At 63.4% G+C, this 16756-nt stretch carries 13 protein-coding genes; 6 read left to right on the top strand and 7 right to left on the bottom strand.

The features are described 5' to 3' along the window. Positions 1-116 precede the first annotated feature (116 nt). The 3 genes from C7G61_RS18335 to C7G61_RS18325 form a co-directional block, all read right to left on the bottom strand. Complete coding sequence (locus C7G61_RS18335; protein WP_108516758.1) at positions 117-704, bottom strand: hypothetical protein; 588 nt, start codon at positions 702-704, stop codon at positions 117-119. A 68-nt stretch (positions 705-772) separates the two neighbouring features. Then, positions 773-2509 (bottom strand): ubiquinone-dependent pyruvate dehydrogenase, encoded by a 1737-nt coding sequence (poxB, locus tag C7G61_RS18330; RefSeq protein ID WP_108516756.1) that lies wholly within the window; start codon positions 2507-2509, stop codon positions 773-775. A 17-nt stretch (positions 2510-2526) separates the two neighbouring features. Beyond that, entirely contained in the window at positions 2527-3300 is a 774-nt protein-coding gene (locus tag C7G61_RS18325; RefSeq protein WP_108516753.1) for an enoyl-CoA hydratase-related protein, read from the bottom strand. 163 nt (positions 3301-3463) lie between these two features. Between C7G61_RS18325 and C7G61_RS18320 the strand changes: the two genes are divergently transcribed. The 4 genes from C7G61_RS18320 (at position 3464) to C7G61_RS18310 (ending at position 6313) form a co-directional block, all read left to right on the top strand. Continuing rightward, on the top strand, positions 3464-4324 hold the full coding sequence (locus tag C7G61_RS18320) for an MFS transporter (protein WP_244608343.1): 861 nt from the start codon (positions 3464-3466) through the stop codon (positions 4322-4324). Beyond that, a complete protein-coding gene (locus tag C7G61_RS46065; RefSeq protein ID WP_244608350.1) occupies positions 4207-4641 on the top strand; it encodes an MFS transporter in 435 nt (144 codons plus the stop codon). Before C7G61_RS18320 ends, C7G61_RS46065 begins: the two co-directional genes overlap by 118 nt. Before the next feature lie 95 nt (positions 4642-4736). Continuing rightward, a complete protein-coding gene (locus tag C7G61_RS18315) occupies positions 4737-5354 on the top strand; it encodes a PilZ domain-containing protein (protein ID WP_108516750.1) in 618 nt (205 codons plus the stop codon). 329 nt (positions 5355-5683) lie between these two features. Further along, on the top strand, positions 5684-6313 hold the full coding sequence (locus C7G61_RS18310) for a transglutaminase-like cysteine peptidase (RefSeq protein ID WP_108516747.1): 630 nt from the start codon (positions 5684-5686) through the stop codon (positions 6311-6313). A 130-nt stretch (positions 6314-6443) separates the two neighbouring features. Here C7G61_RS18310 and C7G61_RS18305 read toward each other — a convergent pair whose 3' ends face one another. Beyond that, positions 6444-6761 (bottom strand): hypothetical protein, encoded by a 318-nt coding sequence (locus C7G61_RS18305; protein ID WP_108516744.1) that lies wholly within the window; start codon positions 6759-6761, stop codon positions 6444-6446. Positions 6762-6849: 88 nt separating this feature from the next. Continuing rightward, positions 6850-7305, bottom strand: coding sequence for an Hsp20 family protein (locus tag C7G61_RS18300; protein WP_108516741.1), 456 nt, complete (start codon positions 7303-7305; stop codon positions 6850-6852). A gap of 245 nt (positions 7306-7550) precedes the next feature. On the opposite strand from C7G61_RS18300, the gene C7G61_RS18295 reads away from it, so the two are divergent. Both C7G61_RS18295 and C7G61_RS18290 read left to right on the top strand, forming a co-directional pair. Next, a complete protein-coding gene (locus C7G61_RS18295; protein ID WP_108516739.1) occupies positions 7551-8438 on the top strand; it encodes an alpha/beta hydrolase in 888 nt (295 codons plus the stop codon). A gap of 146 nt (positions 8439-8584) precedes the next feature. Continuing rightward, positions 8585-9091: a hypothetical protein gene (locus C7G61_RS18290; RefSeq protein ID WP_108516737.1), complete on the top strand. Its 507-nt coding sequence runs from the start codon at positions 8585-8587 to the stop codon at positions 9089-9091. 475 nt (positions 9092-9566) lie between these two features. Here the strand turns inward: C7G61_RS18290 and C7G61_RS18285 are convergent, their stop codons facing one another. Further along, complete coding sequence (locus tag C7G61_RS18285; protein WP_190241870.1) at positions 9567-11267, bottom strand: ShlB/FhaC/HecB family hemolysin secretion/activation protein; 1701 nt, start codon at positions 11265-11267, stop codon at positions 9567-9569. 368 nt (positions 11268-11635) lie between these two features. Continuing rightward, positions 11636-16627 (bottom strand): beta strand repeat-containing protein, encoded by a 4992-nt coding sequence (locus C7G61_RS18280; protein ID WP_190241869.1) that lies wholly within the window; start codon positions 16625-16627, stop codon positions 11636-11638. Positions 16628-16756: the final 129 nt, after the last annotated feature.

The raw sequence follows: 16756 nt of genomic DNA, 5'->3' as shown, positions 1-16756 counted from the left end.
GCTTCACTGAACCGTCCCATCGCGTTTGACGGAGGATACCACAGTTCCTGCGTTGGGCGCGGACTCATTACGCAGGCAGCACGGCGGCCCAAGTTTGGTTGAACCAGTGCGGAAACTCAGGACAGCGTCACGTTATCGAGGAACGGCTTCCAGGAGAGCGCCTCACTGTTGGCCCTGTCAAATTGTCCCTCCTCTAAAAGCTTACCGACACAGCTGAAGTATTCACAAAGGAATGACGCATCCGGCAATCGATACACGTGCTCATCCGGGACCCACAGATGAAATTTCCTGGCGGAGCCAAATGCAGACATCATTGCTGGTTTGAGATCGCGCACATTGTCCGGCCATCCTGACGACGTGCTCCGAATTTTGATGCTATCTGAAAGACTGCGAAATTTAGAGCCGAGGCTGCGGAGCTCGGAAGCCTTCTTCTCATCCGTCTTCCGGTTCAACCATTCCAATGAGACGCCAAGTACGACCCCGGTCAAAAAGACCAACGCAAATTTAAACCAGCGCTGTTGGCCCAGTGCGAGAAGGTTATCAAAAGCAGGCGTAGCCACAGCGTTACGAAAAACCGTCGTAGCCACATCGTTAGGATCGGAGAAGACGTTTTCCTCCAACCATTTTTTCAGGATAGGCGTGATCAGCGGGATCAGCAGAAGACCCCAAATTCCAAACAGAAACTGTTTAAGCCATATGGACATGGAGCCTTATTGTCTATCACACTGAACAGCCGTCCAGCCGAAGCAAAGGTTGCACCCGATCACACCGCCTAGCGCGACAGCAAATTGGTCTTGGCCACGTCGATCACCTCGTCGCCGCGGCCGCTTATCACGGCGCGAAGCACCCAGAGGCTGAAACCCTTGATCTGCTCTGCCGTGATCGTCGGCGGCATCGACAATTCCTGCGTCGCGGTGACGACATCGAGGACGGCCGGACCGTCATAGGCCAGCACGTCGCGGATCGCGTTTGAGAGTTCGCCCGGGTCCTCCACCCGCACCGCGTGAATGCCCATGGCGCGGGCCATCGCCGCGAAATCGGGATTCTTGAGATCGACGCCGGTCTCGATGAAGCCGGAGGCCTTCATCTCCATCGCCACGAAACCCAGCACGCCATTGTTGAAGATCACGACCTTCACCGGCAGCTTCATCTGCGTCAGCGTGATCAGGTCGCCCATCAACATGGCAAACCCGCCATCGCCCGACATCGAGATCACCTGCCGCCCCTTCTGCGAAGCCTGGGCGCCGATGGCGTGCGCCATGGCGTTGGCCATCGAGCCGTGAACCCAGGAACCGATGAGGCGCCGGCGGCCGTTCATGGCGAGATAGCGCGCCGCCCAGATTGTCGGCGTGCCGACATCGGCGGTGAACACCGCGTCCCCTGACGCCTGCTCGCTGAGGAGGCGCGCCAGAAATTGCGGGTGGATCGGCTTTTGCCCCGGCGTACCCTGCGCGAGTTCGTCGAGCCCGGCGCGTGCCTTCTTGTAGTGGGCCAGGCTGTCGTCGAGATGCCTGCGATCGGTCTTCGCCTTCAGTTTCGGCAAGAGCGCACCGATCGTGGCGCCGACGTCGCCGACAATGCCGAGGTCGAGCTTGCAGCGGCGGCCGAGATTCTCGGGGCGGATATCGACCTGGGCGATCTTCGCGTCCGTCGGCAGGAACTGCTTGTAGGGGAAATCAGTGCCGAGCATCAACAGCACGTCGCACGCATGCATCGCCGCATAGCCGGACGAGAAGCCGATGAAGCCGGTCATGCCGACGTCGTAGGGATTATCGTATTCGACATGCTCCTTGCCACCGAGCGCATGCACGATCGGGCTCTTGAGCGTCTCGGCAAGCCGCATCAGAGCGTCGTGCGCGCCGGCACAACCGCGGCCACAGAACAGCGTGACGCGCCTGGCGCCGTTGAGAAGTTTGGCGAGCGCCTCCAGTTCGGGTTCGGCAGGCTGGACGATTGGCGCTGCCGGCAGCAGCCCCGCATTCGGCGAGATGCCGCGCTTTGGCGCCGATCGCAACGCGACGTCGCCGGGAATGACGATGACGGCAACGCCGCGTTTCCCCACGGCCGCGCGAATGGCGTTTTCCAGGACGTAAGGCAATTGCGCCGGATCGGAAACCAGTTCGCAGTAGTGACTGCATTCCCGGAACAGGTCCTGCGGGTGTGTCTCCTGAAAATAGCCGCCGCCGATTTCGGCCGACGGAATCTGCGCGGCGATGGCGAGCACCGGCGTTCGGCTGCGGTGCGCATCGAACAGGCCATTGATGAGATGCAGATTGCCCGGCCCGCACGAACCGGCGCAGACGGCAAGCTCACCCGTGATCTGCGCTTCGCCCGCGGCGGCAAAGGCTGCGACCTCTTCATGCCGGACGTGAATCCAGTCGACCGCCTTTCGTTTACGCAGCGCGTCGGTGAGGCCGTTCAGGCTGTCGCCGACTACGCCGAAGATACGCTTGACGCCTGCCTGGGCCAGGGTCTCTGCGATGAGGTCGGCAACATTCTCGCTTCCCATGATGGCATGATCCTTTCTCAGCGTCCGGTGAACACCGCCGCACGTTTCTCGAGGAACGCGTTGCGCCCTTCCACCGCATCGGCACTCAGGCGGATCTGCGCCTGCGTTTCGATCTCGCGGCGGAACTGGTCGGCATAGCTGGCGTGCTCGCTTTCGTCGATCAGGCGGCGCGTCGCGACGAGAGCGCGCGTCGGCCCGCTTGCCAGTTTGCGCGCCAGCGAAAGCGCGCCGTTGCGAAGCGCGGCATCGTCAAAGACTTCGCGGACCAATCCCCACTCCCTGGCCTGATCGGCCATGAGCGGCTCGTTGGTCATCATCAGCTCGAGCGCGCGCTGCCGGCCGACAAGGCGCGGCAATAGCCAGGTCGAACCGAGATCGGGGACCAGCGCGATGCGGCTGAACACCTGAATGAAGCGTGCCGAACGCGCGGCAACGATCATGTCGCCCGCCATCGCAAGGCTGAACCCGCCGCCGGCCGCCACGCCGTTGACCGCCACCACGACCGGCACGCGGCACTCGCGCAACGCCTTGAACGCTGGCCAGTAATACTTCATCACGCCGGCGGCGATGTCGTCGCCCAGGATCTGCGCGGCCTTGAGGTTCTGGCCCGAGCAAAAACCACGGCCGGCGCCGGTCAGCACCAGCGCCCTCACCTGCGGATCGTCGGTCATCTCGGCAATGGCGATCGCGAGATCGCCCAACAGATCGGGCGTCATCGCGTTCAGGGTCTCAGGCTCGTCCAGTGTCAGCACGCCGACGCTGTCGTCGCGTTCCCGCTTAACTCCCGGCATTCGGTTCCTCCGTCCGCTGGTATTTTCGGCCGGGCCCGGCCGGACGCGAGAGTAACCTAATGCCACCGTGCGCAACAATCGCCTCTCGCGGACTTGACCAAAATCGCCGTTCCCAGAGATACTTGGCCGATTGGACGCGGGTCTACCCGGCGAGGAACGAGCATTGAGCAATCGCTGGGGCATTCTGGCCGCTCTGTTCACCGTGCGGCTCACCATGGCGTTCCAGTTTCAGAGCGTCGCTGCGGTCGCGCCGCTACTCGGGGCCAAATTCGATGCCAGCCTTGCCGATATCGGACTCCTGATCGGCCTCTATTTCACGCCGGGCGTCGCGTTGTCGTTGCCCGGTGGTGCGATCGGAAAAAGGTTTGGCGACAAGCCCACCGTGTCAGGTGCGCTGCTGCTGATGTTGATCGGCCAACTCGTCATGGTGGCCTCGGATTCCTGGGGCTGGCAAATTGCAGGACGGCTAATCGCGGGCGGTGGCGGCGTCTTGCTCAATGTCCTGATGTCGAAAATGGTCACCGACTGGTTTGCCGGCAGGGAAATCGCGACCGCGATGGCGATCTTCATCAATTCGTGGCCGGCCGGCGTCGCCATCTCGCTGTTGACCTTACCGGCGATCGGCACCGCCTATGGCGTCAGCGTGGTCTATCTTTCGATTGCCGCGCTGGTCGGCCTCGCCATCCTGCTTCTTGTTGTGGCCTATCGATCGCCGTCAACTGCAATAGCCACGCCTTCAACCGCCTCACGGCTCGACCGCAACACCTTGTTCGCCGTGATCATCGCGGGCCTGATCTGGGGCCTCTTCAACATCGGCTTCGCGATGATTTTCAGTTTTGGCCCCACGCTGCTGGTCGAACGTGGCTGGTCGAACGTGGCTGGTCGATCACGGCGGCGGGCTCGGCCATCAGCATCGTACTGTGGCTCGCGGCGCTCGGCGGAACGTCCGGCGGATTTCTGGCCGATTGGACCAGGCGGCCGCAGTCGGTCCTTGTCGTTGGATGCATCATGTTCGCGCTATTGATGATGGCGCTACCTCGCAGCACGGCGGTGATCCCCCTCGTCATCACGATTGGCTTGATCAGCGCCCTTCCCTCGGGGCCGATCATGAGCCTCCCAGCGCGCGTATTGCAGCCCGAGACGCGCGCCATCGGGATGGGCATCTTCTACACCGTCTACTACGCCGCGATGATGCTAGGTCCGGCGGTTGCGGGCGCCATTGCGAAATCGACAGGCAGTGCGGCGGCCGCCTTCGATTTCGGGACGGCGGCCCTGCTTGCCTGTCCAGTATTGTTATGGGGATACAACCGGATTGTTGCGCCGCGACCGCAGGCCGCGTGAAGGCTTGCACTTCACGCAACCGCCGCTAACACATCGTTAACCCTGTCGGCCTTAGGGTCTTTCTGACGCCGAAGGACCGGCTGTCGGGTAGCGAAATGTCGTTTGCGCAAAAGAAAACAACCACCGTACCGTCTGCCGAGGAGCGACGGCGCTTTCAGCGCGTCAAAGTCCACCTGCTTGGCCGCTACATGCTGCCGGACCGCCGCGAATTTCCTTGCCAGATTATTAACATGTCGCCGGGCGGACTGGCCCTGCTGGCGCCCGGCATCGGCAATGTCGGCGACCGCGTGATCGCCTATCTCGACCATATCGGCCGGGTCGAGGGCAAAATCACCCGCATCATCGACAACGGCTTTGCCATGACGGTCGGCGCCACCGCGCGCAAGCGCGACAAGCTCGCCGCCCAGCTCACCTGGCTTGCCAACCGTGACATCCTCAATCTGCCGGAAGACCGCCGCCACGACCGTATCATTCCGCGCAACCCGATCGCGCTGCTCACGCTCGAGGACGGCAGCAAGATGACCTGCCGCATCATCGACCTGTCGCTGTCGGGCGCCGCCATCGCCGCAGAGAACCGCCCGCCGCTGAAATCGCTGGTCATGCTGGGCAAGGTGCAGTCCCGCGTGGTGCGAAATCTCGAGGAAGGCTTCGCGCTCGAGTTCGTCCACGAGCAAGTCGGCGAGGCGCTCGAAGAAGCGGTTACCGCGCGGTAAAGCGCCGGCCGACAAAAATCCCTGATTTTTCAGTCTCAAAGGCGGTATCCGCGTTGCCGGATGCCGCCTTTTCCTGTCCGGGCACCGGCCGAAGTCGGTTAACGGAGGGCGCTTTTGAGGGCCCATCTGCTGCTATCGCAGCGTAGAGCCCTTAATGCATCCAATTTGAGTCAATTGCAGTTGTTTCAAATTTTAGTCGAATTCGATTCAAGTATAGATCGAATTAGCCGCAGCTTTTACTTGTATTCACGTCAAATGTACTTGCCTGACTTAGCAGCGGCGCAAATCCTTTGTGCGAAACATGGTCCCAACAAGAAACGGGGGCCACAATGTTGTTCAGGGGACAGGGGAAGGGACTGGCGGTCATCGCCGTCCTGTTGGGGTTAAACGCTTCAATGGGCGTCTCGGCGAAAGCCGGCGAGGCTCTCTATGCCAGCCTTGGCGAGACCGCGCGTTCGCCGATCGGCTGGGTCGAATTCTGCGCCGAGAACGCGAGCGATTGCCGTGGCGGCGCATCACAGCCGCGCGACATCGTGATGTCGCAGACGGCGTGGCGGGATTTGCTGCGGGTCAACAAGTGGGTCAACGAGACCGTCAAGCCGATCACCGACATGGATCATTGGGGTGTGATCGAGAAATGGTCGTTGCCGACGGACGGTTACGGTGACTGCGAGGACTATGTGCTTCTGAAGCGCAAGATGCTGATCGACGCCGGATGGCCGCGCGAAGCGCTGCTGATCACGGTGGTGCGCGACAAGAAGGGCGAAGGCCACGCGGTGCTGACCGTGAAGACCGACAAGGGCGAGTTCGTTCTCGACAACCAGAACGAAACCGTCCTGGCCTGGACCGATACCGGCTACCGCTTCGTCAAGCGTCAGTCGCAGAGCGATCCCAATGTGTGGGTCTCGCTCGGTGACAGCCGCCCGGCGGTCGCCACCGCCTCGTCACGCGATCGATAACGACAGAAGGATTTTACGAACCCGCGACCCGGTCACATCCCCACCCCTCCCCGTCCCAGACCGGTTCGCGCGCGGCCACCCTTCCCCCAAAGGGTGGCCGCACCTTTTTTGGATACCGGCAGCGCGGAGCCTAAGCCGCCAGCGCCACGCGCGACGTGGATTTTTGCCGCATCGGCTTGCCGCCGGGCGGTCCCGACGGTTTGTGGTCGAGCATCGAAAGCGCCTCGAGAACCTCATCGATCGTCACGATGCGTCTTGTGCCCGCCAACTCGCGCAGCGCGGGATTCGAAGTCACCGCCGCCGCATCCGAGGCCCATGACGCCAGGATCGCACGCTTTTCGGCGAGCGAAAGCGTAGCGTCCGCGACCACGTCGCGCGGGTGATCGAACACGGTCGCCGGATGCAGCACGGCATTCAGATCAAACACGTTGTCGGTCCGGTCGATCATCGGTTTGTCCTCCCCAAAGGTGGAAAACGCTTCCTGCCCGCAATGTTCGGGCGGGAGCCTTTCGGTTCCTTCGCAAGGCGTGACGGGCTTAAGCCGCCTTCGCCTCGATCTGCTTGACGTTGCCAGGCGCCGCGCCGTTGATCGCGATGCGGCGCGGCTTCATCGCCTCCGGGACTTCCCGGAATAGTTCGATCCGCAGCAGGCCATCCTCGAACGAGGCGCTCTTCACCTGCACATGGTCGGCAAGGCTGAACTGGCGCTTGAAGGGGCGCGCAGAGATACCCTGATAGAGATATTCGCGCTGGCCCTTCTCGGCCTTGCGGCCTTCGATCGTCACCGTGTTTTGCTCGGCGGTAACGGCAATCTCGTCGGCCGAGAAGCCGGCAACGGCAAGCGAAATCTGATAGCGGTCTTCGTCCAGCCGCTCGATATTGTAGGGAGGGTAGTTACCCTCGCCGACGCGTTGCGCGGTTTCGACGAAGTCGAAAAGGCGGTCGAAGCCGATGGACGAGCGCCAGAGGGGTGTGAAGTCGTATGTGCGCATAGCCAAATCCTCCAAAAGAGCAAGTTGGTTACGAGCGGCACCGGACACGACCGGTGCCCGTCTCCCGACCAGGCCCATCAGGCGCCCGGACCGCCCAGCGGCGGCAGCAAAAAAATTAGAAAACCGCCATTTGGTTTCAAGAGCACCGTAAAAATTTTTGGCTCCCTCCCGGCTCGTCTCCGTTACGATTTTTGCGCTGCATGAACGATGTGCCATGATGGACGACCTCATCGGGAGAAGCTGCCGTGGCGCACAGCGAGATCGATGCCATCCGCACATTGCTGGGCTCGAAGCCGCGGCCGGTCGGCTGGTCGGAGCGACGGCAACGCATCAATGAGGTCGGATCGACCTGGCCGGTGGCGTCCGATGTGACATGCGAGGCCGTCGATTGCGACGGCGTCGCCGGCGAGTGGTCGATCGTCCCGGGCAGCGAGCCTTCGCGTGTACTGCTGTATTTCCACGGCGGCGGATACTGCTCCGGTTCGATTGTCAGTCACCGCCGCCTGGTCACGGAAGCCGGGCGCGCGGCAGGCACACGCACGCTTGCGATCGACTATCGGCTGGCCCCCGAACATCCCTACCCCGCCGCCCATGAGGATGCGCTCACCGCGTGGCACTTTCTGCGCCGGCAAGGCATTGCGGCCAAGAATATCGCCGTCGGCGGCGACAGCGCCGGCGGCAACCTGACGCTCGGGCTGATCAGCCGTTTGCGCGCGGCGGGGGAGCCGCTGCCCGCCTGCGCCTGGCTGGTCTCGCCCTGGACCGACCTCACGATGTCAGGCAGCACGCTCGCGACCAAGGACGCCGTCGATCCGCTGATTCACAAGGCCTATCTCGACGAACTCGCGGATGCTTACACACCGCCCTCCATCGATTGGAGGGATCCGCTGATCTCGCCGCTGTTCGCCGACCTCAAGGCCTTTCCGCCGATCCTGATTCAGGTCGGATCGGCCGAGACCTTGCTCGCGGACGCGGCGCGGCTTGCCGAGGCCGCAGGCGCAGCCGATGTCGATGTGACGCTGCAAATCTGGCCGCACATGATCCATGCATGGCCGGTCTGGAATGCGAAGCTCCAGGACGGCCGGCGCGCGCTGGCGTACGCCGGCCAGTTCATCCAGGCGCATCTCCGTTAGCCCCAAGGGCCATTCCTGCCGCCCGAAACCCTGATCTTGCGGGATTTTGCCCGATATTCCCCGGCCTCCCGTCAAATCCCGGGTTTTAGCGTCGTCCGGCCTGTGCTATTTTGGAACTTTAGAATCACGTCCGGATTTGGAGTCGCATGATCGAACTCGCGCCCCGGAGTGCCAGCCCCATCGCGCGTTTCGGTGGACAGCCGATTGCGATCGCCGCTGCGGCCCTCGTCATTGTTGTGGTTGGCGCAACCTCTATCACCCTCTGGCGTGCCTATACCGGCAGCGCCCCCGAGACCGAACGCGTGGCCGCGACCCGGCAGTTGCAGGCGCGCACCGCACAGGCGTCCGAACAACTGGTCGAGAAGACCAAGGGTCTGGAAGCGACGCAGCAGGAATCGATCGATCAGTTGCAGGTGGTGCAGGATCAACTGCAGACCGTGCGCCGCCTGCTCGCCGCGCAGCAGACCGACACCAGGAAGCTTTCCGAGCAGGTCGGAACGCTCACCGAAGCAATCGATGGCCTGCGGCAATCCTTTGCCAGCGCACAAGCAGCCGAACCCGCCGCGGCTCCCTCGCCGCGCACGCGGTCGGCCAAGGCAAAGCCCCGCTCAAACCGGAGCGCGAACCGGAGCCGCGCCAAGGCGCGCGGCTGACCCTATAGCCGCCTCACAACAACCGTCATTGCAGCTACCTTGGGAGGCGGTCCGATTCGGGCCACTGCACCAGGCTGCGGACGGCGGGATATTTTCCACCGCTACGGCACGCCTTGTCGGAACTTTTTTCCGCCTTTGTGAACTGGTTCACATATCCCCGTGAGAATCCCGGGCATCCTGAAATTCACCGGATGGCGTGAGCCGATTTCAATATCCGGGGCTGGCAAGGTCGTTGACGGTATACTGCGTCGACGGCCTTGTTTTTTGTACCCGATTTTTGGGCCGTTGCGCCGTGCGCCTCCCACTAACCGGCTGGTTGAGCTAGACCAGCGCAGTGCCTCTTCGGCGGCACGCAAAGCCCAGACACAAAATCGCGAAAACAACCCCATGCAAAGTAGAAGGGGCCGGCTCGCCGCACTCGTGCTGCTTGCGTCCGGGCAGGAGAAAGAAAAATGGTCCGTTGTCACGTTAGCGCTCAATAGCTTGCTGACGCCTGCAGCGACACGCGCCAGGAGCCGACCGGGGTGTGCAGCCCGTCGGTCATTGCCCTCGCCGCCAGCAGTTTGGAATTGAAGTTCGACCCGGCCGCAAAGTCTAGTCCGCCCCCGACCGACGACAGCGTCGAGTCGCGCCGGAAATACAGGTCCCGCCCCCACCCGACGTCGGCCAGCAGGAACGGCGCCAGCGTGCCCGTCATCCAGGCGGGCATGCTGGGCATCGCGACGTAGAGCGAGTTGCGCAGGATCAGGGCCTGGTCGACCGCACCGTCCTCGGTCACATAACCGCGCACGGCGTGGATCCCGCCGAGCCCGATGCGTTCGGTGTCCGGAAGCGGCTTGGAGGATGCCAGCGCGGATACTTCCGATTTCAGCGACAGGCCCTTCGGCAGCGGCGTCACGCGGCCAAACTCGAGGGTGACGAGATTGGTCTGCACGTCGGTGACACGTCCGTTGGTGAAGGCGCTCCAGGCACCCGAATTGTTGCCGGACAGGATGCCGCCGGGGTTGGACTTGAAACGGACGTCGAGGGTGCTGGCGCCCAGATTGTCCGACCAGCGCCCGTTCCATCCAACCACCAACTGGGCAACATCGGCGCTGCCCTCCGCGACAGGCGTACCATCGAAGATGGTCGTGCGTAGCTGGTGCTTGAGTTCGACGCCGCCAAGGAGATCGCCGGCCGCAGGCGGCAGCAGACCGGACAGCGCGGTCCGAACGATTGCCGATGCCTGGCTGGTTTGAGTCTTGATCCGGAACAGATCGTTGGGGCGCTCATTGGTCAGCACATGATCGCCCACGACTTCAAGACTCGTGCGTAATCCGAGCGGCGTGAGCAGCCGCCCCGCCTGACTGACATATTTGGCGTCGTCGGGCCGGCTGAACAGTCCGTCGTCCATCCAGAAATTGCTGCTGCCGGTGAGTTGATAGGACGCGAAGATATCGGCGGACGGCGCCCCGCTGGCGCCGACATAATAGCGATTGCGGTCGGTCAGGAGCGTGCCGCTGTTGGCATAGCCGGCGTACACCTGCCACGGCTTGCGGTCCGTCACCTGGATGTTGACGTCGGTCAGGCCGAGATCCTTGCCGGGGCCGAACACCGCTTCGACCTGCCGAAACGGATTGCGGTTGGCCCAATCGAGATCGGTCTCGAGTTTGCGGGCATCGATTTCCTGTCCAGGGACCAGGCGGATGCGGCTTTGCGGATAGCTCTCGGCTGCGGCTCCCGTCACCTTGACGCCGGCGACCTTGAAGACGATCACGCGTAACTGGAGCACGCCGGACGATACTTCCTGCGGCGGCAGCGTGACCGATACGAATGGTCGCCCGGCCTCGCGGTAAGCCGCGGCCACCGCCGCCTGCACTTCGGCAATCAGCTTGCGGCTGAGCGGCCGATCGACGAATGGCGTGAGTTGCTCGCGAAGCGCGGCGCCGTCGATTCCGCTGACCTGACTTACATCGACACCCTTCACGCCGCCGACCGACGTCGCGCCGGCGTTTGCTCCAATCAGAACGATGGCTTGAACATTTACGCCAAGCGGCGTTGCGTCATCGCTCTTGAGCAGATCGTTGGTATCGATCTTGATCGCCGACGCGCGACGCGGCGGCTCCGGCGGCAGATTGCGCTCCACCACTTGCGCCTGCGCAATGCCATCAGGCGCGATCGCAACCGTGCAGGCCATGATCAGCGCGCAACAGGTGCCGATTCCGCTTCCATGATGCGCGGATGTTCGCACCCGTTGCGTCATGCGCGATCCGAAATGTCCTGAAAGCGACGCCATCATGACAACCGGAGCCTGCCGGGGCTTCGGGATATCGACGCGTGAGTCTGCATGTGCTGCACGTTTCCGACGTTCTGTCGCGCACGGCGAACAATGAATAAGTCAACCAATATGGTTTATGGATTAAGAACGGTTTAAGGTTGAGTTCCACCTGTGACAAAATTGCTGCGCGAGTGGTTGAAATGCATCCGCTTACACCAACTTATGCGTGTATCGACAGATTCGAATGTGTGTGGCCGCTTGCGGTGGCCTCACGCACGCACTCAACATCAATTGTCGACAAAGGCTGGCAGCCGATTGCGATCGATCATCGTGTCGACGAATCTGGCGCGTTCGCCAATCCGCCGATTGTGCGGATGAGGAAGCTCAAGGCATTGCCTGGATTTGCAGATGATCACCGGAGACGATTGCTCGATGCTCACGGGCTCGCGCATCTGCTCGGGCGGCTGCGGCGCGGGCAAAGCCATCCGCGACTTCACGTAAGCTCCGAGTTCTGCGGTCGGTACGCGAGGGGCCGCCGCTGGCGTAACCGTGAGGTTCGCTCCAACGAAGGCGAAGGCGTAATTCAATGAGGCCCCGAGCGTTCCCTGCGTAATGCCGTAGACGCCGGCATCGCTGGAAATTGTCGCCGATGTCGCGAGCGCGCCTGACAGTGTGTCGCCATTGACCAGACCCGAGCCGCCGACTTGATAGGTCAGCGCAGGATTGGCTTCGCCATAGGCGCGGCTCTTCGCATCGGCAATCACCGTGATCGCGCGCGGCGTGATCGTCAGGCTGGCGCCGGTAAAAGACGACATCGTATAGTTCGGCGAGCCGAGCGTGCCCTGCGTAATGCCGTAGATGCCGACATTGCCGGTTGTCGTCGCTGACGTTGCCAGCGCGCCCGACAGCGTGTCAGCATTGACGAGGCCGGAGCCGCCGACCTGATAGGTGAACGCCGGATTGGTATCGCCATAGACGCGGCTCTGGGCGTCGGCCGTTACGGTGATCGAACGCGGCGTGACGGCCAATGTGCCGGGTGCATCGATGAAGCGATAGGCTTGGCCGGAGGCACTAACGGCACCGGCGGCCGTGGCGGTGATCGCGTAGCTGCCGACATTCGATACCGTCGTTGCCGCCGTAGATACCGAGACGCCGGTGATGATCCCGGCCGTATCGCCGGCATGGAGGCCGTAGATCGAATAGGTGAACGCGGGGTTGGCTTCACCATAGACACGCGATGCACTGTCCGGCGCGACCCGCAGCACGTAATTGACGCCGTAGAGCTGCGGATAGTAACCGATGCTCGGCGCCGACCAGACGGTGGAGAAATCCCAGCCCGCATAGGTCGACGCATAGTTTGCCGGATTCTGCATCTGGCTGGTGGTGAGACCCGCAATGCCGGTGCTGGCGCCGCTGCCGACGGCGTTTGTCCGCCCGGACGTATCGGTGTCCCAGTATGACGACGTGATGGTGCCGGTGGCCGATCCGATCAGGCCGCCGGCCACTGCGGTGCCGGAAGGCGAGGCACTCGTCGCAACACCGGTCGCGTAGGTCTGTGTGACCGTGCCCGTGCTGCTGTGGCTGCCGATCAGTCCGCCCGCCATTGCTGTCCCGGCCGCGGCGGTGGCGGTGGCCGCACCGGTCGAGTAGGACTGCATCACGCCGGCTCCGGTGACGTTCCTGCCGATCAATCCACCCGCAATTGACGTGCCGGAAACCGTGATCACGCTGACCACGGCACCGGTTGCGTAGGACTGTGTGACCGTGCCCGTGCCGGAGCTGGTGCCGATCAACCCGCCGGCCGCTACCGTTGTAGCCACGAGCGCGGACGTGGCGTTGACGGCCCCGGTCGCATAGGACTGAGTGACGGCTCCGGAGTTGCTGCCGATCAGTCCCCCGGCTGTCGATGCGGTGGCGGTCGCCGTGGCAGTGACCGCTCCAGTCGCATAGGACTTGCTGACGGAAGCTCCCACGGAATTGATGCCGACCAGTCCGCCCGCGAAAGCTGTGGCGGTCACTGCTCCGGTTGCATAGGAATCGACGATGGTTGCGGCCGGCGTGGTACTGCTGTTGTAGCCGACCAGGCCGCCGACTCCCTGGCTGCCACCGCTGACTGCCCCAGTGGCATAGCTCCTGAGGATGCTGCCGTTGTTGTTACCGGCGAGGCCGCCGGCGCGCGTATTCCCGGTGCCGGCCGTCACGTTGCCGGTCGCGTAGCTGTCCTGGATGGTGCCGCCGGTGTTGTTCCATCCGACGAGGCCGCCCATGGACGAACTGGTGGTGGTTGTTCCGGCGACCGTGACGGCCGCCCAGCTACTGGCAACGCTACCCAAGGATTCGCCTGCCAGTCCGCCGCCATAACTACCGGCCGTGACCGTGCCGGTCGCAGAGGCATTGCTGATGGTCGCCCTCGACAGGCCGACCAGGATGCCGACGCGCGCCGCCCCAGCAACAGTTGCGGCTTGCAAGCTGACATTGCTCAGCGCAGCTCCGGCTCCGGCATATCCGAAAAGTCCGACATGGTTAGTCGACGGCAGGTCGATCGCCAGGTTCGAGATCACACGGCCTTGGCCGTCGAAGCTTCCCGCGAAGTGGTTGGAATAATCGCCGATCGGCGAGAAGCCGCTCGCCGACCACATGCCGGGATACTTGCCTCCCACGGCAAGGCCGCTCGAAAAATCGATATTGGATGTGAGCGTGTAGCTCGCACCGAGGTCCATCGCCATAAGCTGAAGCTGATGTGCGTTCGCGATATTGGTCGAATATTCCCACTGGCCGAACGGGCGGGTCCGGCCATCGATCGAGAACCAGCCGGTGGAGGTATTGCCGGCGGTAAAATCGAAATCGCTATAGGCGAACTGCTTGAAGGCGTAGTTGGCCGCGGCTGATAGTGCCGGGTCACTGGTCACGGCCGTCACGCTGCCCGAACCGCTGCCGATGCCGGACGCCTGCCCGCTCGTGTAGCTGTCCCAGTAGGATTGCGTGATGGAGTTGCCGTTGAAGCCGACCAGCCCGCCGATAGCGCTCGGGCTGGCGCCCGTGCCGGTAACGGCGCCCGTCGCGTAGACCTGTGAGATCGAGCCTGCGGTGAAGATGCCGCCGCCGAGACTGGCGATATTGTTCAGCCCGACAGCGCCGCCAACGTAGAGCGGTCCGCTCACAGTGCTGTTCGAATAGGCATTCGACACGGTCTGAAAGTTGTAGCCGACGAGACCGCCGGCGCCGGCATTGGTGGCGGTGACCGATCCGCTCGAATAGACATTCGTGACCGCCCCGTAGTTCGAGCCGACGATCGCGCCGACAGCAGTCCCGCCGGTTACGGTCGCACCGATGACGCCGACGTTGCTCACCGCGGCGCCGGTGCCGAGGTGGCTGATCAGCCCGACATTTTGGCTACCCGGCCGATTGATGAAGAGGCCGGAGATCGTGTGGCCCTGGCCGTTCAAGTTTCCGGTGAAGCTGATCCCGGCGCCGATCGGCTCGAACCCGGCGCCGCTGTTCCAGCCGGACGTGATGCCGGCATCGATGTCGCGGCCGAGCGCATAGGTGCCGGCCAGGCTGTTCTTCATGTTCTGCAGGTCATAGACGGTGTTGACCAGCATGTGCGTCTTGAGCGTGGCGCCGCCCGTGACGTTGCCGCTGAAATTCGTCTGTGTCCCCGCCGAGTACTTGGTGGCATTGACGGTCGAACTGCTGCCGGTCGGGTTGTAGAAAATCGAGACCGTTCCCGCCGTCAAGATCTGCCCTCCGCCGAACGTCACGGTGCCTGTCCCCGTGCCGGCGTTGTCGGCGGCCAGCACGACACCGCCGCCGCCAGTGCTGGCGATGTTGGCGTTGACCGCGATGTTGCGATAGGCGCTGAGCGTCAGCGTCGCACTGGTCGACCAGTTGATGCCGCTTGCCACCGTGATGTCACCATTGCCGCCGCTGCCGGTCGCGGTCGTCTGCTGGGTGACATTGCTGCCCGCGTCGAGCGCGGTAGCGATGGTGCCGGCGAGCGTCGCATCGATTGTCAGATCCACGGGATCGAGCAGCCATGCGCCGCCTTTGCCGGCATTGACGCTGCCACCGGTGAAGTTGAACACATGCCCCGAGGTCTCGATGAAGCCGCCGCGCGCACCCTGCGTGCTGATGGCGCCGGCAAACGAGGTCGTGCCGTCGGACCACACCACCACATTGCCGCCGGCGCCCGACGTGCCGTCGGCCGTGATCGTCGCACCCGCCTCGATCGTCGTGGTCTGCGCATTGGCGATGGTCTGCGGCAGAAACTTGAGCGCGGCGTCCGATCCACCGGCCCGGTCGCCGCCAATCAGCACGGTGCCGCCCGATGTCCCGCTGGCATCGATCGTAGCGCCCGAAGTCAGGGTGATGTCCGTGCCCGTCACCACGACAGTGCCGCCGGCGCCGCCGTCGCCCTTCGCCTTGATCGTGCCGCCGACCACGACCTTGTTGCCGCTGACGACGACGTCGCCGCCGCTGAACGAGCCCCGCGCCGCGTTAGCTTGCACGCGCCGCGCCACGACTTTCTGCGTCACATTGACCGAACCGCCCTCGGCCGTGAGAAAAATTCGTCCGCCTCTGCTGGCGACGCCGGTTGCCGTGATGGCCCGCCCGGTGTTGCCGGCGAGCGCATAGATGTTGCCGCCATTGGCGCGCAGTTCCACTTCGGCGGCGCGGATGGCGCCGCTGTTGCGGATCGCGCCATCCTGCGCCGGACGCCGCACCAGCACCTTGCCATTGCCGAGCGAGCCGTCGCTCAGCACCACCTCGCTGCCGGAGGCCATCGCGGCGGTGCCGTTGCGCGCCGTCAGCGAGCCGTCGTTGCGGACCTGGCGCGCGATCAGGACGACGTCGCCGTTCGACGCGCCAATCTTGCCGAGATTCACCACCGAGGCGTTGCTGTTGCCGCTGAAGGTCAGCGATCCTCCGGTGCGGAACTCCGCATCCTTCACATCGAGCGTCGAGGCCACGAAGCTGCCGCCGGTATTGATCACGCCGCTCGGCCCCACGACCACTCCCGACGGATTGACGAGGTAGACCGAGCCGGTCGCCGACAGGACGCCGTTGATCGACGACGGCACATTGCCGGTCACGCGGTTGAGCGTCGCGCCGCTGCCGTTATTGAACTGAACCTGGTGGCCTTGCCCGATTGAAAAGCTCGACCAGTTGACGATGCCGGTGCGGCTCGATTGGCTGATCGTGAGGCTGGTCGGCGAAGTCGAACCGATCGCAACGTTTCCGCTCGCCACCGTTCCGCCGGTCGGCAGCGATTGCGCCATCGCTGGCTGCGCGCAACCCAGGCCCCACAACAGCGCGATCAAGCTGACGGAAGTTCGAAACTCTCGTGAGCACGATTTGAGGGCCGACGAGAGACCTGACGTGGATGAGACGATCAATCGAGCCACCAT

This window comes from Bradyrhizobium algeriense (assembly GCF_003062295.1).
GTDB classification, from domain to species: domain Bacteria; phylum Pseudomonadota; class Alphaproteobacteria; order Rhizobiales; family Xanthobacteraceae; genus Bradyrhizobium; species Bradyrhizobium algeriense.
This window is presented reverse-complemented; position numbering and strand designations above follow the sequence as displayed.